The organism is Thermofilum sp., from assembly GCF_038871435.1.
GTDB lineage: Archaea > Thermoproteota > Thermoprotei > Thermofilales > Thermofilaceae > Thermofilum > Thermofilum adornatum.
Genome location: NZ_JAVZIC010000003.1, coordinates 52,855 through 71,771 on the forward strand (window position 1 = coordinate 52,855; position 18,917 = coordinate 71,771).

Annotated in this window: 22 protein-coding genes, 2 tRNA genes and 1 CRISPR repeat array; of the genes, 9 read left to right on the forward strand and 15 right to left on the reverse strand. The window is 49.0% G+C overall.

From position 1 onward, the window contains the following. Positions 1–61: 61 nt before the first annotated feature. From QXT17_RS04940 to QXT17_RS04965, 6 genes are all read right to left on the reverse strand, one after another. Positions 62–152 (reverse strand) — tRNA-Phe (locus QXT17_RS04940). Positions 153–204: 52 nt separating this feature from the next. Beyond that, on the reverse strand, positions 205–378 hold the full coding sequence (locus QXT17_RS04945) for a hypothetical protein (RefSeq protein ID WP_342814499.1): 174 nt from the start codon (positions 376–378) through the stop codon (positions 205–207). Continuing rightward, positions 379–660 carry a hypothetical protein gene (locus QXT17_RS04950; protein WP_342783832.1) on the reverse strand — a complete coding sequence of 94 codons (282 nt, stop codon included), beginning with the start codon at positions 658–660 and terminating at the stop codon, positions 379–381. Continuing rightward, positions 653–2,008, reverse strand: a complete 1,356-nt coding sequence (locus QXT17_RS04955; protein WP_342783831.1) for a hypothetical protein — start codon at positions 2,006–2,008, stop codon at positions 653–655. The genes QXT17_RS04950 and QXT17_RS04955 overlap by 8 nt, the downstream gene beginning before the upstream one ends. Positions 2,009–2,221: 213 nt before the next feature. Beyond that, positions 2,222–3,268, reverse strand: a complete 1,047-nt coding sequence (locus QXT17_RS04960) for a radical SAM protein (protein ID WP_020962333.1) — start codon at positions 3,266–3,268, stop codon at positions 2,222–2,224. Positions 3,269–3,279: 11 nt separating this feature from the next. After that, the gene (locus tag QXT17_RS04965; RefSeq protein WP_020962332.1) at positions 3,280–3,540 is read right to left on the reverse strand and encodes a UPF0147 family protein; all 261 of its coding nucleotides are present in this window, start codon (positions 3,538–3,540) and stop codon (positions 3,280–3,282) included. A gap of 134 nt (positions 3,541–3,674) precedes the next feature. Between QXT17_RS04965 and QXT17_RS04970 the strand changes: the two genes are divergently transcribed. Together QXT17_RS04970 and QXT17_RS04975 are read left to right on the forward strand one after the other, a co-directional pair. Further along, entirely contained in the window at positions 3,675–3,971 is a 297-nt protein-coding gene (locus tag QXT17_RS04970) for a 50S ribosomal protein L14e (RefSeq protein ID WP_020962331.1), read from the forward strand. A 17-nt stretch (positions 3,972–3,988) separates the two neighbouring features. Beyond that, complete coding sequence (locus QXT17_RS04975) at positions 3,989–5,008, forward strand: RNA-guided pseudouridylation complex pseudouridine synthase subunit Cbf5 (protein WP_020962330.1); 1,020 nt, start codon at positions 3,989–3,991, stop codon at positions 5,006–5,008. Here QXT17_RS04975 and QXT17_RS04980 read toward each other — a convergent pair. Then, positions 5,005–5,520: a hypothetical protein gene (locus QXT17_RS04980; protein ID WP_187147052.1), complete on the reverse strand. Its 516-nt coding sequence runs from the start codon at positions 5,518–5,520 to the stop codon at positions 5,005–5,007. The two genes, QXT17_RS04975 and QXT17_RS04980, sit on opposite strands and share 4 nt — an antisense overlap. A 79-nt stretch (positions 5,521–5,599) precedes the next feature. Then, positions 5,600–5,693: transfer RNA gene (locus QXT17_RS04985), tRNA-Cys, on the reverse strand. A gap of 150 nt (positions 5,694–5,843) precedes the next feature. Here QXT17_RS04985 and QXT17_RS04990 point away from each other — a divergent pair. The 5 genes from QXT17_RS04990 to QXT17_RS05010 all read left to right on the forward strand — a co-directional run bounded on the left by QXT17_RS04990 (position 5,844) and on the right by QXT17_RS05010 (position 9,586). Further along, entirely contained in the window at positions 5,844–6,155 is a 312-nt protein-coding gene (locus QXT17_RS04990) for a 30S ribosomal protein S24e (RefSeq protein ID WP_020962328.1), read from the forward strand. Positions 6,156–6,159: 4 nt separating this feature from the next. Next, complete coding sequence (locus tag QXT17_RS04995; RefSeq protein ID WP_148682014.1) at positions 6,160–6,318, forward strand: 30S ribosomal protein S27ae; 159 nt, start codon at positions 6,160–6,162, stop codon at positions 6,316–6,318. A gap of 9 nt (positions 6,319–6,327) precedes the next feature. Beyond that, entirely contained in the window at positions 6,328–7,320 is a 993-nt protein-coding gene (kae1, locus tag QXT17_RS05000) for a KEOPS complex N(6)-L-threonylcarbamoyladenine synthase Kae1 (RefSeq protein ID WP_020962327.1), read from the forward strand. Further along, entirely contained in the window at positions 7,305–8,030 is a 726-nt protein-coding gene (locus tag QXT17_RS05005) for a Kae1-associated kinase Bud32 (RefSeq protein ID WP_020962326.1), read from the forward strand. The genes kae1 and QXT17_RS05005 overlap by 16 nt, the downstream gene beginning before the upstream one ends. Before the next feature lie 332 nt (positions 8,031–8,362). Continuing rightward, a CRISPR array of direct repeats spans positions 8,363–8,984; the repeat unit is 25 nt; unit sequence GTATCAGAAACGAATGAATTGAAAG. A gap of 74 nt (positions 8,985–9,058) precedes the next feature. Then, positions 9,059–9,586 (forward strand): nicotinamide-nucleotide adenylyltransferase, encoded by a 528-nt coding sequence (locus tag QXT17_RS05010; RefSeq protein WP_020962325.1) that lies wholly within the window; start codon positions 9,059–9,061, stop codon positions 9,584–9,586. Between the two features lie 4 nt (positions 9,587–9,590). On the opposite strand, the gene rgy is transcribed toward QXT17_RS05010, so the two are convergent. From rgy to QXT17_RS05035, 5 genes are all read right to left on the reverse strand, one after another. Then, entirely contained in the window at positions 9,591–13,430 is a 3,840-nt protein-coding gene (gene rgy / locus QXT17_RS05015; protein WP_020962324.1) for a reverse gyrase, read from the reverse strand. A gap of 83 nt (positions 13,431–13,513) precedes the next feature. Then, positions 13,514–14,458 carry a thiamine pyrophosphate-dependent enzyme gene (locus QXT17_RS05020; RefSeq protein WP_020962323.1) on the reverse strand — a complete coding sequence of 315 codons (945 nt, stop codon included), beginning with the start codon at positions 14,456–14,458 and terminating at the stop codon, positions 13,514–13,516. Between the two features lie 4 nt (positions 14,459–14,462). Continuing rightward, on the reverse strand, positions 14,463–15,647 hold the full coding sequence (locus QXT17_RS05025) for a transketolase C-terminal domain-containing protein (RefSeq protein WP_020962322.1): 1,185 nt from the start codon (positions 15,645–15,647) through the stop codon (positions 14,463–14,465). Beyond that, positions 15,644–15,940 (reverse strand): pyruvate synthase subunit PorD, encoded by a 297-nt coding sequence (gene porD / locus QXT17_RS05030; protein WP_020962321.1) that lies wholly within the window; start codon positions 15,938–15,940, stop codon positions 15,644–15,646. The genes QXT17_RS05025 and porD overlap by 4 nt, the downstream gene beginning before the upstream one ends. After that, the gene (locus QXT17_RS05035) at positions 15,933–16,505 is read right to left on the reverse strand and encodes a 2-oxoacid:acceptor oxidoreductase family protein (RefSeq protein ID WP_342783198.1); all 573 of its coding nucleotides are present in this window, start codon (positions 16,503–16,505) and stop codon (positions 15,933–15,935) included. Before QXT17_RS05035 ends, porD begins: the two co-directional genes overlap by 8 nt. A gap of 70 nt (positions 16,506–16,575) precedes the next feature. Here QXT17_RS05035 and QXT17_RS05040 point away from each other — a divergent pair, with 70 nt between their 5' ends. After that, on the forward strand, positions 16,576–17,622 hold the full coding sequence (locus QXT17_RS05040; RefSeq protein WP_020962319.1) for a hypothetical protein: 1,047 nt from the start codon (positions 16,576–16,578) through the stop codon (positions 17,620–17,622). Positions 17,623–17,662: 40 nt separating this feature from the next. On the opposite strand, the gene QXT17_RS05045 is transcribed toward QXT17_RS05040, so the two are convergent. Further along, complete coding sequence (locus QXT17_RS05045) at positions 17,663–17,908, reverse strand: hypothetical protein (protein WP_020962318.1); 246 nt, start codon at positions 17,906–17,908, stop codon at positions 17,663–17,665. Positions 17,909–18,104: 196 nt separating this feature from the next. Between QXT17_RS05045 and QXT17_RS05050 the strand changes: the two genes are divergently transcribed. Further along, positions 18,105–18,422, forward strand: a complete 318-nt coding sequence (locus QXT17_RS05050; RefSeq protein WP_020962317.1) for an AbrB/MazE/SpoVT family DNA-binding domain-containing protein — start codon at positions 18,105–18,107, stop codon at positions 18,420–18,422. 21 nt (positions 18,423–18,443) lie between these two features. Here the strand turns inward: QXT17_RS05050 and QXT17_RS05055 are convergent, their stop codons facing one another. Next, entirely contained in the window at positions 18,444–18,851 is a 408-nt protein-coding gene (locus QXT17_RS05055) for a hypothetical protein (RefSeq protein ID WP_342783197.1), read from the reverse strand. Positions 18,852–18,917: the final 66 nt, after the last annotated feature.

Genomic DNA, 18,917 nt, shown 5'->3' on the forward strand with positions numbered 1-18,917 from the left:
TCTCGGCTAGAATCCAATCCTCTACTAGATCGTATAACCTTTGGAAGCACCTTTCCAAGAATGGTGCCGGGGCCGGGACTTGAACCCGGGACCCTCCGGTGTCTGTGCGAGGTTCTTCAGCCGGATGCTCTCCCAGGCTGAGCTACCCCGGCGACCCGAGGTTTAAGTCTCTAATACTCGCTTCATTATGTTTTGTTCTGGGTTTTATATTTTTTGTGCGAGGGCAAAGTGTCTACAAGTCCTACTATGATTACCAGCCTGTTTTGAAAAAAGTGGCGCGCGCTTTTCTGCTAGTTTTAGTACGCCGCATGTATAGAAGCCGAGGTAGAAGTATTCTTTCCACCTATTTTTGACGCGCGCTATGTTGCCCTGTGCCATCTACCACGACGCGCCGGTAGCCGAGGCAACCTCGGCCTCGATCACTGCGCCGTAGCCACCATCAAGATCCACGCCGCCACCTCCGCTTTTACTCAGTGGAACGGGATTGCCATTATCTGAAGAACCAACATATTGATAGGCGATGGCCTCAGCCGGCCAGGCTACAACTACACGCTGGACTACCAGTAACAGGAATAGCAGAAGGAAGACTGCTAGGAGCCTGCCTTGCCTCATCAGCCATGGTTGGGAGAACATGTATGAATAATTAACTCGCCTAGCCATTGACCTCCACCTTGATACGGACATTGGAGCCACCGCCATGCACCACGAGGAGACGACCTAGGTACTGCTTGTTTCCCTCGCCATAGTTCCATGGGCCCTGCGTGTAGTATTGGCTGGGGTCGGCCACGCCACCGTTACAGTAGTAGGAGAGGACGCGAACAGAGGGCGGGTTCCTGACGACCTCGAACACCACGGTGAGGGTACTGCATACCCCGCGCTGGACGCTGACCCTCGCAACAGAGACATTGTATACATAATAAGTCTCTTGGCTGTAGGGGTATGCTAGCGCGGCATATAACCCATTGCTGGCCTCGATTGTGACCCTGGCCTTGGTCCAGTTGGGTGGCAGGACGATGTCGACGCCATAGACATAGTATTTGTCGGGCTCGGCGATTATTGTGTTGCCCTCTACGTAGGTCTTGCCGAAGAGCGGGGTGACGTAGGCCTCGCCGCCGGTGCTGTAGAGTGGGTGGTAGTAGACCCTGATAGTCTTCTCTGCCTCCTCGACGTGTATAGCCGTTTGGCCCGTGGCGAATGTGACCCAGGAGAGCACGCCCCTTATGTAGTCCTGCGCCTGGAACTCTGGGCTTCCCCACGCAAACGTGTCGTTTACCTTGATGAACGGGAGCGCCTGGATGGTCACAGTGAAGGGCCTAGCCCTCTGGATCTGGGCAGGCAGCGTGACTTCTTGGCCGTCCACGAGGACCTTGACGCCTGGCGCGTTAGTCTCGATGAGGAGGACGTGTGTCTCGACCTTATACACCGCTCCAATGCTCATGTTGCCCTGGACGTGGATCTCTGTCTCCGTCCCCGCAGGGGTCCCGTTGAAGAGGAAGCCAATAGGCGTGAAGCTGTGGGTCTCATTGGATCCGGGGAGCAGTGCCAGCCTGACTGTTGCGCCGCAGGGAACCTCTGCCTCGAAGGGCAGTTGGACGGAGCTATCGTTCACTGCTAGGAGGCCCCAGCTAGCGTTGGACACGGCCGTAAGCCTGTAGCTGAGCCGCCTGAATACTGCACTAACCGTCGTGTTGCCAGCGATTGTTAAGTTCAGTCTTCCCTCGTCGATTCTCGTGCCGTTCACGAGCCAGTGGTCAAAGACGTGGCACTCTCCAGGCTTGGCTTCTAGCACGAGGGTGAATGGCCTAGTGGAGTTCCATGCGGCAGTCTCTGTGCCGTTTACTATGACTCTTCCTCCCTGGCTCGCCTCTATCCTCGCCACAATCATTGATCGCTTCAACTGTGCTAGCTGTGCCAGGCCCGGCAACTTGGGCTTGAACACGAAGAAAAAGAGCGCCGATGCCAGAACAACAACGAACACCAATGCAACTAGAAGGATTTTCCACTGCATGTATAAAACGGCTTTCTGGCGAGCACAAAAAGTTAGCGTTACGAGATGTATCGATACTCCTCTTATAGACTGTGTAGCCCAGGAGAGCTAGGGCTAAGAGAAGGGCAACGGTTATCACAAGGAACATGTTGAGCTCCTGATTTTGGCTTGTGTTTTGTTTTGGGCTTGTGGGCTGTGTAGTGTTTTGCTGTGTGCTGGGCGCGCGTTAAAAGGCTATGTGTTCTTTTTGGGTTTTGGATGTTTTTCTATGGGTGTTTCTTCGAGGATCAGTGACGGCATTGAGGGTGCCTTTTCGATAATTCTTCCTTTTTTAACATAGTCTACAAGGAGTGGGTGTAGCTTGTTGTCTGGGTAAAGTTCTCGTGGCGTGTTTTGGCTCTCTACGAGTTCCTCGTATATTATTTCGAGTGTTGTCCCCGAGTCTGTGACCATTTGGTGGGGGGCCGCCGTTATGTTGGCTGTTCTATAGAATCTTAGACCTGTCTGGTAGTGGTCTTTGACTATTACTGGGCAATAGTGGATGGTCACGTTTGACGCTTTTTTCTCGGCGTGGTCTATTAGTTCCAGTGCTGTTTCCTTGCTGCCCTCTGCTCCGCGGTAGTCTTTTGCAAGCTTGTAGCCGTGTAACTGTAGCGCGAGAGAGTTTGTCTCGGTGAATTCTAGCTGGTTTAGGTTGATGAACTCTAGCTCGTATTTTTCTGCTAGTTCTAGGAGTTTGAGGAGGGTTTCTATGCTTCCTGGTAGGGATGGGTATTCTAGCCCAATGGCCAGCTTGTCTCTGTATTTGTGGGCTAGCTTCAATATGTTTTCTAGCTTTTCCAGTGGTGAATGTATCCTTAGCTCGTCGAGGCCAGCGTCTACCAGTTCTCGGAGTTTATCGTCTCCTAGCAGGAGGCCAGTCGTATACACGTGTACGTGGAAATTTTTTCCGAAGTTTTCCTTTAGGTACCTGATCGTCTCGACGGAGAGCCTGTGTTTTACTAGCGGGTCTCCCCCAGTCAGGCTTGCCCCTCTAGAGCCAGACTTTAGGACTTCGCCTACGAGTTTCCTGAAATATTCTTCTGGAAAAGATACTTCCGTCTCGTTGATTATTGTGACGTCCCTCTGTTTCCGGTACTCGCTCAGTGGGCAGTAAAAGCAGTTGTATGGGCAGAGGCCCGTCAGAAATATAACGGTTTTTAAGCCCTGCTGGCAGAGCCTGCATCCGCGGGGGAGTTTTCCGTAGACTATGCTTCCTGTAGGTAGACGCTTTATACGCATTTAACTGCACGTTAGTCCTTTACTTGTTCTAGGAGAGAGACGATTTGCCAGATCTTTGTCCTAGCAAATAGGGGTGTGTTGGGATCCATTGATATCTCGTCGAGCTTGGATATGACCGTGGCTGCTTTTAGACCAGGGGTCATCTCGGGGTTCATCAGGACCTCTATCGACTCTGTAGCTACGCGCCTAATGTTTCTGGGAACCCCCCTGTCGTCCGCTATTTGTTTTAAAAGTTCAATTGCGTTCTTAATCTGGGGCACAACTTCGCCCATAAATTTTCACCAAGTTTCAGCTTTTTCTATCCACCAATATATCTATTTTGTTTTCACGTGTCCAGGCATGGCTGGGAAGAAGCCTACACAAAATTTTTAATATATACCCCTTGTTTCATGCTTTGGTTATCACTATGAAGCTCTACGATGTTGGAAGAATATGCGTGAAGACAAGCGGCAGAGAGGCCGGCTCAAAATGCGTGATAGTCGACATTATTGACGACAACTACGTCTTGGTGACTGGCCCCAAGAGCCTTACAGGAGTAAAGAGGAGAAGAGCCAACATCAAGCACCTAGAACCCCTAGACAAAAAGATAAGCATCAACAAGGGTGCAAGCGACGAGGAGGTATTGGCAGCCATAGAGAAAGCCGGGCTCACAGACTTCATGAAGGAGAAAGTGAAGCCAGAGCTTACAGCAACCTTCATCTAGGTTCCGGTGCCCCTACATTGCCGTCAAAATACCTAGCGACGCCGCCTAGACGAGAAGTACTAATTAGGTCAGAAGAGGAGACAGATTTCTCTTATGGGTGGCTACCCGAAGAGCGCCCGCCAGAAGTCCTGCTCAAATATTCTGTCATAAATCTAGACAAGCCCATTGGGCCCTCCAGCCACGAAGTCGTTGCCTGGCTCCAGAAACAGCTCGGCATAGAGAAAATAGCCCATGCCGGCACGCTTGACCCCAAGGTCTCTGGAATACTGCCCATAACGATAGGCAATGCTATCAGGGTGTTGCCGGTTCTGCTAAAGGAAGACAAGGAATACGTATGCGTGATGCGTCTCCACGGAGACGTCGAGCAGGAAAGACTCGAGGAAGTTGTTAACCTTTTCAAGGGAAAGATTTACCAGCGTCCACCACTGCGTAGCGCTGTAAAGAGGGCCCTTAGGATTCGACAAATATACGACATCAAAATCCTAGAGGTCTCGGGCCGCACAGTCCTCCTCCAAGTTTGGTGCGAGGCTGGAACCTACATGCGGAAGCTCTGCCACGACATGGGAGAAGTCCTGGGAGTAGGAGCACACATGCAGGAGCTCAGGAGGATAAGGTCGGGCTCACTCACCGAGGAGGATCACCTATCTACACTGCATGACGTGGTAGATGCATACTTCATCTGGAAGCAGGAAGGAATAGATAAATTCCTCCGCGAAACCTTTCTCCCAGTAGAGCGAGCGGTACAGCACTTGCCAAAAGTGTGGATAAGGGACTCTGCGGTCGACGCGATATGTCATGGAGCACCCTTGGCCGTACCCGGCATAGTAAAGCTTGAAAGCGGCATAAAGGTGGGGTCAGAAGTCGCAATATTAACGCTCAAAAACGAGCTAGTAGCAGTGGGAAGCGCACAGATGACCTCAGAGAAAATGTTGTCAGCACACAGCGGCGAAGCTGTAAAGCCAAAGTACGTAGTCATGGATCCCGGTACATATCCAAAAATGTGGAAGTCAAAACAGAGCGAGGCAAAAACCACTTAGGCATAGTTATCTATCCAGATATTTGCAAGGGCAATCAAAACATCCACAGGCTTCTTGCCGCGGGAAATCCTCACACTTTCAAGTCCCTGCAGGTCCCCTTTTTCCGAAAAAACAAGGGTAATATCCTCTATTCCGCTTCTCAGCACCTCCAAAATGTCCCTTCCCCGTGTCGAGACCAGGTATCCCTGAAGGTCCCTAGCATCACCTTTCGCTTTTTCCACGGTGAAACCCCAGTGTGGAAACTTCTTCTGTCCGCTCGCCTTAACTTCTTCGACTGCAGATAGGATCCTCCTGTGTATACCCATGTACGAGGCCTCGTCAACGTGGACATGCTTAGCCTTCTCGCCTAAAACTGTAACCTTCACATCTATGTCATGCAGGAGGAAAACGAGAACAACGTCCCTACGGATATCGTGAGACGTAAACAGCGCGGAAACAACTATCCTCTTAACTAGAGAAACGTCACTTCTAAACACATCAAACGGTATCAAGACCACAAACCTACGCTTCAAACCATCCACCACCTATAGGGAACACATAGCATTCCATTTAAAACAATTATACAAAGACATCGGGCCCATGAGAATCTAGAGCCGGGGCCGGGATTCGAACCCGGGATAAATCGGGTGTCTAAGGCTAGTTGACCACTGCAGCCCGACGCCTTAGGCCACTCGGCCACCCCGGCTATGAATAAGTTTTCTTTGGAGACTTATTAAGTTTATCGCGCGCCTCTGCGTGGTCTTTTTGAGAGAGCGTGTGCGTGACTAGGAGTGCTGCACATTTTTCAAGAAAAACTTAAATTTATGTTGGGGATTCAGGGTAAAAGGTGCCTCGGATGAGTGTTGGCTCCATAAAGCTTGTACATGAACGGGTCAACAGGGTGATTGGGCGACGCGAGCTACTCTTCACCATCATGCATGAAACCACAGGGACCCCCTCGAAGAAGGACATTGTCTCGCAGCTACAAAGCGTCCTCGGCACGCAGGGAGTTATAATAGTGAGAAAGGTCTCTACAAGGTATGGTCAGAGAGTTTCAGATGTCCTCGTACACGTGTATGACAACGAAATTGTGGCCAAGGCCTTCGAGCCCAGATACATCCTCAAGCGCAACGGGCTAATACAGGAGGAGGCGAAGAAAGAGGGATAAGTAAATGTCGAAGGTTCACGAGTTATACGAGTACGACTATAAGGCCGGCACAATCAAGCTAAAAAACAAGAAGTGCCCAAGGTGCGGCTCCGTAATGGCTCACCACATGAAGCCAGTCGAGAGATGGCATTGTGGTAAGTGTGGCTACACCGAGTTTGTATAGTGCACGATAATGGCGATCGTTCTAGGCATCGAGTCTACCGCCCATACTTTTGGTGTCGGGATAGCTTCTCATACTGGAAACATATTGAGCAACGTAAACCACACTTATGTGCCCAAATCTGGCGGCATAAAGCCAACAGAAGCAGCCGAGCACCACAGCAAGGTTGCCCCGGAAATCCTGGCCGAAGCCCTAAAGAGAGCCGGTCTAAGAATGAGAGACGTCGACGCAGTCGCAGTCGCCCTTGGTCCAGGGATGGGGCCATGCCTCAGGGTCGGAGCCACCCTGGCAAGGTATCTCGCACTAAAATACGGGAAACCCCTAGTCCCCGTCAACCACTCAGTTGCACACTTGGAGATTGCGAGGCTCACAACTGGGCTTTCGGACCCCGTGTTTGTCTATGTGGCTGGGGGAAACACGATCATCACTACTTTTAATGAGGGACGCTACAGGGTTTTTGGAGAGACACTAGACATACCGCTGGGCAACTGCCTAGACACGTTTGCCCGAGAGGTCGGCCTAGGGTTTCCAGGCGTGCCAAAGGTCGAGGAGCTGGCATCTAGGGGGAAGAGGTACATAGCACTGCCATACACTGTCAAGGGCCAGGATGTCTCGTACTCCGGCATCTTGACGCAGGCCCTCCAGCTTTACAGGAGCGGCAAACACAGCCTAGAGGATATATGCTACAGCCTCGTAGAGACGGCCTACTCCATGCTCGTGGAGGTCGCCGAGAGGGCTCTCGCCCACACAGGCAAGTCCCAGCTAGTCCTGACGGGCGGAGTAGCAAGGAGCAAGATACTCGTAGAAAAGCTAAGACGGATGATCGAGGACAGGGGCGGGGTTTTTAGCTTCGTCCCCGCAGAGTATGCAGGGGACAACGGGGCCATGATCGCGTATACCGGGGCCCTGGCGTTTGTCCACGGCGTGACGATACCAGTAGAGAAAAGCCACATCCAGCCCTACTGGAGGATGGACGAGGTCGAAATACCGTGGAGACAAAAATAGCAAGGCTCGCGGGCCTCATCGAGGACAGGCTGGGCCTTTCCATTGAAAGTGTCCTAGGCATCGGTGCCGAAGCAGTACTTCTCAAGGGCTCCCTTTCTGGACAGGAAGTCGTAGTGAAGTACCGCCTAAAGAAGAATTACCGAAACGAGGACCTCGACCGCATTCTCAGATACGAGAGAACAGTACTCGAGGCAAAGCTACTCAGCAAAGCCGCCCTCACTGGAGTAAGCGTCCCCAGCGTCGTGCTTGTCTACCCCGAGGAGGGAATCCTCGTAACGAGCTTCATCAGGGGAGAAAGACTCAAAGAATACATGGGAACCGCCCAGCCTGAAAACCTGAAAAAAATTTTCCAAACAATCGGCCGGGAAGTAGGGGCTCTCCACGAGGCAAACATAGTACACGGAGACCTCACCACGAGCAACGTCATACTCACCCAGGCCGGCGAGCCAGTCATCATAGACTTCGGCCTAGGCTTCTTCTCCAACCGAGACGAAGACGCAGGAGTAGACATACACCTGTTCAGAAGAGCAATAGAAAGCACACACCCATCCCTCCTAGACACCGCGTTCATCTCGTTTGTAAAAGGCTACCGTGAAGCCAGAGGAAAAGAAAAAACCACACAAATACTACGGAAAGTAAAAGAAATACGTATGCGCGGCAGATACGTACGTGAAAGAAAACGTTCAACATCTCCAGACAAACCCCAATAGCCCTCTATTTTCCAAAGAGACATAAAATAAAAAATCATGAAAAAGAAAAACAGAGATTTTTCCATCGTGATACGGGGTGGGAGGAAAGGGTTCCCCTAAAAATCTCTGTAGAAATGTTTTCCACGGGAAGCTTTAACGCTTTACGGGAAGAAGCCTTTTTGTAAAATACATTCTTCCCTAGACCCTCTTCCCGATCCATATCATTTACATGCAACAACGAGGAAAAATAAAACAAAATTAATGTACTTAACGAGAAACACTTACACAAAAACACTTTCACACAACACCAAAACAAATAAATAACACCCAACAAAATAAACCACTGGGAAACAGTATCAGAAACGAATGAATTGAAAGAAACAGCTGCTTATATAGATCTATACGTTCTACCATAGGTCTGTATCAGAAACGAATGAATTGAAAGGTTATTTGAAGATTGGGCGAGTGCCGAGCGGAAGATAGGTATCAGAAACGAATGAATTGAAAGTTTTCTGTATTTTTGTTGTATGGACTCGAGGAAAAAGGCGGTATCAGAAACGAATGAATTGAAAGTTCTTCAGCGTGCCGCCTTTTTCCGCGGGCACAGTGAACAAGTATCAGAAACGAATGAATTGAAAGGTGTTCATCGTGACCGCAATTATTATTGCCTGCCTGGGAATGTATCAGAAACGAATGAATTGAAAGCCGCCAGTGTATGTGAAATTCTTAAGTCATACGTATATACGTATCAGAAACGAATGAATTGAAAGAAATAAATTGATGTCTCTTACCGTCTCCCAAGTACCATGACGTATCAGAAACGAATGAATTGAAAGGACAGAGAGTTGGGCATAGTAAGGGCACCCATTTTGCATGTATCAGAAACGAATGAATTGAAAGAAGCTGTAGCCATTCCCATCGAACAATATAATGCTTTGCCATTGATTGTTGTATCAGAAACGAATGAATTGGGTGGGATTGGTGCGGGGATTGTTTTACATGTGCAGAACAACAAAGAAATTTATTTTGGAGCCCCAATAAGGTGAACCATGAGTTGTAGGCGTGCCTTGTTCCTTGGGCGCTTCCAGCCCTTCCATAACGGTCATCTGGAGGCGTTAAAGTGGATTCTTGAGAGAGAGCCCGAGGTGGTTCTGGCTATTGGTAGTGCCCAGTATTCGCATAGTTTCAGGAACCCGTTTACGGTTGGGGAGAGGCTGGAAATGATTCAGGCAGTCCTGAGAGCTGAAAATCTTGCTGACAGGGTTATGGTCAGCGTGGTCCCCGACACTGACAACGAGCATTCTCTCTGGGTGAGGCTTGTGGTTAGCTGGTCTCCCTGCTTCGACAAGGTGTACACGAATGATCCCTTGTCGCAGTTGCTTTTTAGGGAAGAGGGTTTCCAGGTTGAGGGGATACCGTTTCACGAAAGGGAGGTGCTCGAGGGTACACGTATCAGGAAGCTGATGGCCGAGGGTGGAGACTGGGAGAAATATGTGCATCCACGGGTTGCAGAGATAATTAAGAGGATTAGGGGTGACGCTAGGATAGCGGAGTTATACAGGTTGTCCCCAGCCTAACATGTTAATGTGGGGGACATGCTTCCTGGACTTTCGAGCATATCTTCTCGTGTACCTCGTTGTAGAACTCGTTTAGGACATCTATGTAGTCGGCGTCGCCGTTTTCTACGAGGTCCATTTTTGCCAGGACTTCTGCGGTCTTCTTCTCGCTTATAACGTCGCCGAACATCTCTGAGAGGTACTGGTAGACCTGCCTGCCCAGGCTACTTGGAACCAGCTTTCCGCCCTTGACCACGAACACGTAGTTTCTGTCGAGGAGGGTCTTGACGATTTTAGAATACGTGGATGGTCTGCCAATGTTTCTCTCCTTCATAAGCCTGATGATGTCTGCCTGGGTATAGAGAGGCACTGTTGCAACTTTCTTGTAGGCGACGTCCTCGATAATGTATTCTCCCTCTTGACTTGTAATCCCAGTTCTTAGGGGCAAGACTTTGGTGAACCCCTCTTCTAGGACTTCCTTGATGAATGCCAGGTCTTTCTCGAAGTATGGGCCAGACGCCTTTACCGTTACTTCTAGGACTTTTGCTGGAGGCATCTGGCTCGCTATAAACCTTCTAAAAATCAGGTCGTAGAGACGGATGTGGTCACGGGTCAAGGTTATCTGTAGCTGTAGGACGCCTTGGCGTAGTATCTGCATAAGTCCGTCGACGTCTAGGGGACGGGTGGGACGTATGCATTCATGGGCGCCCCCCTCGCCCCACCTCCTCGGGACAAAGCTTGAAGGAGAAATCTTCTCAGAGATGTAGCTCTTGGCGACTGCTAGGCCCACGTCGGATACTCTCGTGCTGTCGGTTCTGTGATAGGTGATGAGACCGCTTTCGAAGAGGTCCTGTGCCAGCCTCATTGTTTTGTCTACGTCGAGTCTTAGGACTGTGTTTGCCTCGCGGAGCAATGTGTCTGTTGTAAATGGAGGTGGGGGATTGACTGTTTTCTCTGAGCGTTGTACTTCCTTGAGAACCACTTTTGCGCCTTGCATTTCGCTTGCGACTGTGCGTGGGGTTTTGCCGTCGAGGCGTACTGTGTCAACGAGTAGCTGGAGCTTGCCTGTATTGTCGATGCTCTTCAATGTGAGCCAGAAGACATACTTTTTGCTTTTTAGTGATTCTTCATAGTTTGAGATGACCCATCCGAGCACCGGGGTCTGTACGCGGCCCGCAGAAAGCCATGCTAACCCGTACTGTTTTTGAAGCGCCTTGCTTAGGGCGAATCCTAGCCATCTGTCTTCTATCCTCCGTACATACTGTGCATGAACAAGGTTCTGGTCTATTTCTCTCGGATTGTTCAAGGCCTCTTCGAACGCTTTGCGGGTAACCTCGTGGAACTCTATGCGTTTCACTTTGCGCACATAGGGGGCAAGTGATAGGTAGACGTCCCAGCCGATTTTTTCTCCCTCGGTGTCGGGGTCTGTGGCTATAAGGACCTCTTCTACCTCCATTGCCAGCTCACGTAGCGCCCTGATGACCTCTGCTTTGTCAAAGATCTTGTCACTGCCACATTTCGGGCAGACCACTATACCAGGCTTTACCGGGGTGTTTGGCACAGAGCCGTGGAGGGAGATTTTCTGGAGAGGCGGATCGGTGAACTGTTCCCCACACCTCAAGCACCTCTTGATCGTGGTAAAGACGGGTGCAAACCTTAGTTTCGAGTCTCGTCTTATTACGAGGACGCCGTAGAAATCCCTGGCAGAGTCGTAGCTGTACAGTTGGGTGGTTAGGTCAAATATGTGGCCCTGTGTGGCCACGATGTTCATTATGTATCCAGAATAGGACACCTCGTAGGCTATGAGGGGTCCAAGCCTTCTTCGGCTGGGCTTGCCAAAGAAGTTAGCTATGGTTTTTGCCTTTGTCGGCGACTCTACAATTATTAGGGCAGATTTTACTAGGTCTGTTTTTAGCTCTGCAGGGATCTTTCCCTCCATTATTTCCCTAATAACCTGTCTTTCGTGGGATATTTCCCTCATTAATTGTTCCAGGTTGATTTCTTCTAGAGGCTTCCACTCAATCTCATAGAAACTGGTGAATTTTTTGAATTTTTCAAAGAACATTTCGTCGTTGCATATGACTATTGAGAGTCCCTTTGAAACACCCCTGGCGTAGAGACGTGAAGCTCTGCCAGAAGCCTGTATATATGTCATGACGTCTGGCAACAGAAGCTTTAATGTTTCTCCGTCTTTCACTATCATGAGGGAAGTCTCTTTCGAGAGCCTGTCCAGGTATTCAAGGGAGGAAAGATACTTCCCGACTATTCTTTTCAACAAGTCGATTCTCTCCGCGACCCTTGCCAGTTTTCCGGTACAGGAATTATCCTTTATACAATTAGTGAAAGCCATGTATTCTCCAGGCTCCATGTTTTGTAGGGCCTCTCGCAGGTATAGGATTAGTCGGTCCAGGGAGGCTTGATCTTCTTTTGTAGCTATATTTCTGACATTAGAAGCGATCTGGACAAGGCGCAGCGGGGTGATATCGCCTAGATCCAATGAAAACTTGAAGTGTGGCACGCCCACGAAGAGCACATACTTCACGACATGTGGAAGGTCAAGGCCCCTTACAAGCGTCCCGTAGTAGCTAGCGGTCCCAATCAAGACGTCAACGTTTCCCGCCTCAAACTCTTTTATGGCGTTTTTGTCTTTGTGCTTGCCATACAGCACTTTGGCTCTTATGCCAGACTTTTCAAACTCTCCAGCGAGACGAAGGACAAAGTCTTCCTGGGTCCCTATAGGAACAAAGACGAGACCCCCTCCCCCAAGTTCTGACACTAGTTCTACAGCTTTTTCGACAATGTCTTTGTTAGCAACAATGGTATAAGTGTCAACAATGTTTCTTAGGAACTCTCCTCGAGCACCAATTTCAAATCCTAAAAGTTCCCTGAAGAGCCTAATCCTTGTCCCACGGGGTCTCCCGGTCGCCGTTGACACGACTAAAACCCCGTGTTCACTCTTAGACAGGTTTTCCCTTAGTTTTTCACGCAACTTTTCGACCTGCAACCTGTCCTCGTCAGATACATTACCATTCCGCAGTAGGCGAGTTAGTCTCGAGGTTTCTCTTATAGTCCTTAAAGCAAGGTCAATGTCTTCCCGGGAAAAACCGAGCAGAACGAGTAGCTTGTCAATGTTTTTTGAAGACTTTATTATGCTGTCCACGTCGTCGACAAATACAAAGTCAAATTTTTGACCCTCCAGCTTGTCAAAATTCCTGGCCAAAAACTGGGACGTTGTGATGAGGACGGAGTATCCTCCGCTTCGAATCTTCTCAATGACTTCTTCTTTATGGTTCTTCGAGAGACTACCATGATATATAACGATGCTCTCCGGGTCCAGGCCGAGTTTTGACGCGAAGGCTCTAGCCTTCTCGTATACTTGAGACGCCAAAGCAGAGGTAGGCAAAATAAGGTAAGATTTTCTTTTTTCCTTTGAGAGAAACAAGGCGGTGAGAATGCCGAAAACAGTCTTACCAACACCCGTAGGTGCAAGAATCACGAAGCTTTTTCCGAGGAAAACCCTCCTAGCCCAAGTCCTCTGGGCACTCCAGGGTCTGCTACCTAGTGCCTGGGAGAAAAACTCTCCAAACTCCAGCAACTTCTTTTCCACATTGTAAAACTTTTCCAGTTCTTTCTTTGTCCCCTGAGCCTCAAGTAGCCGGATTACCTGTTCTAGATGTGCAAGGAAGTCGTCGACATTTTTTCCTCTATGTTTCTTCCCAGTTGCTGTATTTTTTAGCTCGGATAGCTTGTCTTCTGGTAAACATACCCTACAGGGGGTCTTGCTGGCTAAACGGTGGTCGCTGATGTCTCCGCCACAGTTAGGGCACATCGACTTGTAGACTGCGCCCAGCTCGTAATCATGCATGTAAACTTCAGAAATGAATTGCCACTCTAAATAAAAAAAGATAATGTTTATCGGGTAGTTTACAGGTGTAGCCTGGGGAAGCCCTACTTCTGTTCTGCGAGCTTTAGGAGCCTGTTCCAGTTCTCCTCTATGTCCCGCTTAATCTCGTCTAGCAACCACTTGTTCTCGGGTTCAAGCAGGTGCCTAAACCTACCTTGAAGCTTAAAGTAGTCTTCCACTGGCTTAGGATCCTTCACGGGCACGGTTATCCTGATCTTGCCGTCTTCATACTCGTAGAGTGGCCAGATGCGGGTCTGCACTGCCAGTCTAGCGATCTCAATGCTTCTCGACGGGTCAAAGTACCATCCAGTTGGACAAGGAGTAAAGTAGTGTAGCACGGTTGGACCAGGGGTATTTGCGGCTTTTACAATCTTGTTGTACATGTCTATCGGGAAGGCCGGGTTCATAGTGGCCGCATACTTAATTCCATGCGCAATGGCTATTTCTATCAGGTTTTTCTTTCTCTCCATTTTTCCGGGAACAGCCTTGCCGGCTGGACTCGTGGTGGTGCTTGCACCTTTCGGCGTGGCTCCGCTCCGCTGGATACCAGTGTTCATGTATGCCTCGTTGTCATAGCAGATATAGATCAAGTCGTGTCCCCTCTCTAGTGCACCGCTAAGAGCCTGGAAACCGATATCAAATGTTCCTCCGTCGCCACCAAATACGATGATCTTCGGCTTCTTTGTTCCGTACTTCTTGGAGAGAACCCTGAAGGCAGCCTCAATCCCGCTTGCAACTGCGGCGGCGTTTTCAAATGCTACGTGCACCCAGGGCACGCCCCAGCTAGTGTATGGGAAAATAGTTGTTGCAACCTCTAGGCATCCAGTGGCGTTGACGACTACCTTGGGGTCTGGGACAGCCTTTAATGCAAACCTGACTACTTGCGGTATTCCGCAACCCGCGCATAGACGGTGTCCGGGCGCAAACTGTTCTGTGCGTGGCAGTTCTTTCAGGCTTTTAATTGGTGTTGCCTTTACGCTCACATACATCACCTCATGCCTCCCTTAATCCTACCCAAACAGGCTCTTCGGGAGCTTCACCCCTCTTTTGTACCTCCTCCATTAACTGGTACACCTGCTCCACGTGGCGTGGAGTAAAGTCTCTGCCGCCGAGACCATAGACGACGTTAACTAGAAGAGGCTTCTTTTTCGCGTTGTACAGGGATGTGGCGACATCCATGAAGAGCTGGTTTCCAGGGCTTCCAAAACTTAGGCTCCTGTCGAGGACCGCTACCACGTCGAATTTTTCAAGTATGGTTCTTAGCTCTTTTCTTGGGAATGGCCTGTACTGCGTCAGACTTATAACGGCCATGTTTTGTCCTTTTTCTTTTAGTTTCCTAGCCGCATACCTTGCGGTGCCTGCGGACGAGCCTAGAATAACTATGGCTTTGTCGGCGTCCTCGGCGTTGAAGGTCTTTATCTGGACATATCTTCTCCCGGTGAGTTTCTCATATTCGGCGAAGGCCTCCTTAATTACCTGTGGTACATTTGGATACGTGTCGTACCAGATTTTTCTGTGCTCCATGTACCAGTCGGTAAAGTCGAGTGGCCCATAGGTCTTTGGGTTATCTGGGTCTATTGGGTTTACTGGCTTCCGCGGCGGAAGGAAGCTGTCAACATCTTTGTCGTCTAGGACGTAGAGCCCCTCTGCGGCGTGCGTAAGTATGAATCCGTCTAGGTTGACTATTGTGGGTAGTAGGACGCGGTGGTCCTCGGCAATTTTGAAAGCCAACAGTGTTAGGTCGTATGCTTCCTGGACGTTTTCAGCGAATAATTGAAGCCATCCCGTGTCGCGTGCAGCATAGGCGTCGTCGTGGCTACAGTGGATATTAATGTTGGGCGAGAGCGCGCGGTTGCCCATTGCCATGACTATCGGCGCTCTTAGACCAGCGGCTATCCAGAGGATTTCCCACATTAGTGCAAGTCCCTGGCTACTCGTTGCCGTGAATACTCTTGCCCCAGCCAGTGAGGCACCGATAGCAGCCGATAGAGCACTGTGCTCACTCTCCACTGGGATAAAAGCGGCATCAAGTTCACCATTGTTCACATACTCGGCGAGTGTCTCGACAATTATTGTCTGGGGGGTTATTGGGTAAGCGGAGATCACGTCGACCTTTGCCTGTTTAGCGGCAAATGCTACAGCCCTGTCCCCATTCATTCCGACACGTTTTCCCATCATTCCTCCATCACCATTTCAATTGCGTGTACGGGGCAAACATTCGCACATATCCCACATCCCTTACAGTAGTCATAGTCTATCGATACATAGTCGTCATCAAGTCTAATGATCGCAGGCTCGGGGCAGTGGGTCCAGCAAAGCAGGCATCTTATACATTTGTCCTTGTTAAGGACGGGCTTTAACGCGCGCCAGTTACCAGTCTTATTGTATAGGCTCGTCTTGGGCTCCGAAATTATGCCTCCAATTGGCATTTCTTTCCAGGTTTTCAAGACAAATGGTGTGCTCTTACTCATATTTCTTCACCTCCTCATAAGCTCTTTTAATTGCGAGAACATTTAGCTGTGCAATTTTGCTGTCCTTGGAGAACCGCTCAGAGACGGCTGAGAGAACAGAGTCTAGATTAACAATGTTGCTTGCCTTTACTAGTGCTCCGAGCATAGGCGTATTATAGAATGGGCGCCCAAATACCTCCATTGCTATCTTGTAGGCGTCCACAATCCACAGATTTAATCCAAGGTTCTTCACATTTTCTAGAACCTTTTCGCTAGGAGTCTTCGCATTTATTACTAGTGTCCCGTTTTTCTTGAGCCCAGCAAATATGAAGGGCTCGTTCTGCATTGAGGGGTCTATCACGACAACTATGTCGGGCTCGTATATGCCGGAGTGCAGTTCTAAAGGGACGTTCCCTATCCTAGTGTAGGCTCTCACAGGAGCTCCCCGGCGTTCCGGCCCAAATTCGGGAGCATGGTAAACGTGTTTACCCTCTTTTAGGGCGGCGAGGGCGAGAAGTTCACTGCTTGTGACTACTCCTTGTCCTCCACGTCCAAGCCAACGGACTTCGTAAAACTCTCTTTCCATTTCTCGTCAAGCTACTTAAAGATATGTGGGATAAAAATGTTTTTAATAAGAGGGAATATAAATCATAGGCATGGAAATATTGGTAGCCTGGCACAAAGAATATCGAGATATATCTTTTACTCCTCCCTCTTTGAAGGATAGGTGGACAGGCTCCCGGAGAGTTTTCTATGATAGATTTTTGCCGCTTCTTCAGAGCATGTTGCCTCTTAGGATTGTAGAGGTTAGACCTATTCAAGAAGATGTATTGCTTCTTGCACATGATGAGAAATATGTCTCGTTTGTCAGAGAGGTGTCTAGAATCGGTGTCGGTCTTCTCGACTATGGAGACACTCCGGCTTTCCCAGGGGTATACGAGAAAGCCTTGCTGGCGGTTTCAGGTACTTTTATGCTTGCAGATTTTCTGAGAGAAAGAGGGGGGATAGGCTTCAATCCTCAGGGAGGTTTTCATCATGCCAGGAGATCGTCTGCCGGCGGTTTCTGCGTTTTTAACGACATTGCTATCGCCGCGAGACATTTGTCGCGAAATGGAGTGCAACGAATAGCAATAGTGGATATCGACGCTCACCATGGCGATGGGACACAAGAGATACTCTATAGGGATGCAATTCTAAAAATTAGTAGCCATGGCTACGGCTATGGATTTTATCCGGGGACAGGATGGATAGATGAGCTAGGCGAGGGAGAGGGCCAATGTAGAAACATTAATCTTCCAATGCCTTTCCCAAGTGGGGACGACGTATTCAGGCTCGTTTTAGCTTTTATCGACGAAATACTTGAAAGGTATCATCCCGACTTCATTATTGTTCAGGCGGGGGGCGACGCGTATAAAGGAGACCCCCTTGTAGGCCTCAGATTGACTGATAATTCATACTACGCTTTCTCGTTGATGCTTTCGAGGTATGCATCTAAGGGAATACCTATACTTATGACTGGAGGGGGAGGCTACCAGCCCGAAGTTGTGGCAAGGCTCTGGGCCCTCATGCTGGCGTGCGTTTCAGGCAAATGCATAAAGGAACTTGGACCCATTGACCGGGAAACCGTATCAGAACCCGGAATTGTTAAGGCTATGCAGTCTAGAATAGAGCATCTTAGAAAGAAAACTGCTGAATGTCTTTAAACATCAAGGAAATATGTTCTCTATTCAACTTCAACCGGACTTAGTAAATCTCTACTTCTACACCGTACGCGGCTCCTTGTATGCTCACTATGACATCTGCGTCTTTTGCGCCAGTAAGCTTCGCTATGCCAGAGACGAGGTCGCCAAGCTTGACGAACAACGTGTTGAGTTCTTCGCCTACTCCCTCTATCGCTAGCTTAACACCTTTTCCGTCAACTTTGACGTCTATCTCGGCATCCTTAAAAAGGCTCTTTACTTTTTTCTCAATATCAGTTTTAGCTATCACATGCCCTCAAGTGGCTTTCAGACGACCCCTCTTTAAAAGTTTTTCTAGCAGATGCCACGGTTGCTATTGTGAAATGGCTTATTGTGTGTCATGAGGCAGTATCGAGACATGTACCGTTTCGTGGTTTTGAATTTTTGGGTGGCTTAATCAAAAAATTTTAATCTATGAAAATTCTTATTTTAAATGGTGATGATAAATGATTTCAAGGGGTAGAAGGGGAGCACGGGGACTCAGCATAACGACTTTGCCTTACAAGGTTAAAGTCTATTCCAACAATCAGGTATTGATCCCTGCTCAGCTTGTACGAGCCCTGGGAATTCAGACCCTTGAATATGCGGAAATAGTCCTACGCAGGGGCGATCAATCTGTAACTGTTTTTGTGAGGTTGCTTAAGACACGGTTCACAGACTCTAGACAGTTCACCATACCTAAAGAAGTTAGAGAGAAGCTGGGTATTCTCCCAGGCATGGAGGTAGAGATAGTTGAAATAAGGCGTCCAAAAGACGTTATATAGCAATGTGTGTTTCCTGGAGTCCTAAACTACTCCAAATCTCTCCTCGTGTGTGGGCGGAGAAAGAGAAGCAACGACTATCAAAGCCCCCATTATGAATGAGAATAGTTCTGAAACAGAGCTCGCCAGGAGCTGGACTAGCTGTTCTTTTTCCCCGTAGGCATAGAGGGGGCTCACGTATTTCAGCCCCTCGAGGACACCCTTTGTGTATGAGAGTGTCTTTTCATACCCCGAAATATAGTTGTCTGCCAATGAACGTACAGTAGGGTCAATTATCACCCCTAAGACCTCGTTTCTCGCTATCGTGACGAGTTTTTCTAGCACCATAAGTGCAAGGGAGATTGCCGCGTCGTAGTTTTTTCTCGAGACTGCGTCAGAGAACTCTTGTGTGTATTTTTTCATTAGCTCGCTGAGCTCAACGATGCTTGTCATAGATTCACTGTTTATCGAGAAATCTTCAAACGGTTAAATTTATCGGATATCTATAACGGGCAACAC

What these genes read in the sequence shown, in the direction of transcription:
- kae1 (WP_020962327.1), top strand. Translation starts at nt 6,328, where the DNA reads ATGGCGATCGTTCTAGGCATCGAGTCTACCGCCCATACTTTTGGTGTC.
- QXT17_RS04950 (WP_342783832.1), bottom strand. Translation starts at nt 660, where the DNA reads ATGGCTAGGCGAGTTAATTATTCATACATGTTCTCCCAACCATGGCTG.
- QXT17_RS04955 (WP_342783831.1), bottom strand. Translation starts at nt 2,008, where the DNA reads ATGCAGTGGAAAATCCTTCTAGTTGCATTGGTGTTCGTTGTTGTTCTG.
- QXT17_RS05040 (WP_020962319.1), top strand. Translation starts at nt 16,576, where the DNA reads ATGGAAATATTGGTAGCCTGGCACAAAGAATATCGAGATATATCTTTT.
- QXT17_RS04965 (WP_020962332.1), bottom strand. Translation starts at nt 3,540, where the DNA reads ATGGGCGAAGTTGTGCCCCAGATTAAGAACGCAATTGAACTTTTAAAA.
- QXT17_RS05025 (WP_020962322.1), bottom strand. Translation starts at nt 15,647, where the DNA reads ATGATGGGAAAACGTGTCGGAATGAATGGGGACAGGGCTGTAGCATTT.
- QXT17_RS05035 (WP_342783198.1), bottom strand. Translation starts at nt 16,505, where the DNA reads ATGGAAAGAGAGTTTTACGAAGTCCGTTGGCTTGGACGTGGAGGACAA.
- porD (WP_020962321.1), bottom strand. Translation starts at nt 15,940, where the DNA reads ATGAGTAAGAGCACACCATTTGTCTTGAAAACCTGGAAAGAAATGCCA.
- QXT17_RS05010 (WP_020962325.1), top strand. Translation starts at nt 9,059, where the DNA reads ATGAGTTGTAGGCGTGCCTTGTTCCTTGGGCGCTTCCAGCCCTTCCAT.
- QXT17_RS04960 (WP_020962333.1), bottom strand. Translation starts at nt 3,268, where the DNA reads ATGCGTATAAAGCGTCTACCTACAGGAAGCATAGTCTACGGAAAACTC.
- QXT17_RS04945 (WP_342814499.1), bottom strand. Translation starts at nt 378, where the DNA reads ATGGCACAGGGCAACATAGCGCGCGTCAAAAATAGGTGGAAAGAATAC.
- QXT17_RS04990 (WP_020962328.1), top strand. Translation starts at nt 5,844, where the DNA reads ATGAGTGTTGGCTCCATAAAGCTTGTACATGAACGGGTCAACAGGGTG.
- QXT17_RS05050 (WP_020962317.1), top strand. Translation starts at nt 18,105, where the DNA reads ATGATTTCAAGGGGTAGAAGGGGAGCACGGGGACTCAGCATAACGACT.
- QXT17_RS04995 (WP_148682014.1), top strand. Translation starts at nt 6,160, where the DNA reads ATGTCGAAGGTTCACGAGTTATACGAGTACGACTATAAGGCCGGCACA.
- QXT17_RS04970 (WP_020962331.1), top strand. Translation starts at nt 3,675, where the DNA reads ATGAAGCTCTACGATGTTGGAAGAATATGCGTGAAGACAAGCGGCAGA.
- QXT17_RS05055 (WP_342783197.1), bottom strand. Translation starts at nt 18,851, where the DNA reads ATGACAAGCATCGTTGAGCTCAGCGAGCTAATGAAAAAATACACACAA.
- rgy (WP_020962324.1), bottom strand. Translation starts at nt 13,430, where the DNA reads ATGCATGATTACGAGCTGGGCGCAGTCTACAAGTCGATGTGCCCTAAC.
- QXT17_RS05020 (WP_020962323.1), bottom strand. Translation starts at nt 14,458, where the DNA reads ATGTATGTGAGCGTAAAGGCAACACCAATTAAAAGCCTGAAAGAACTG.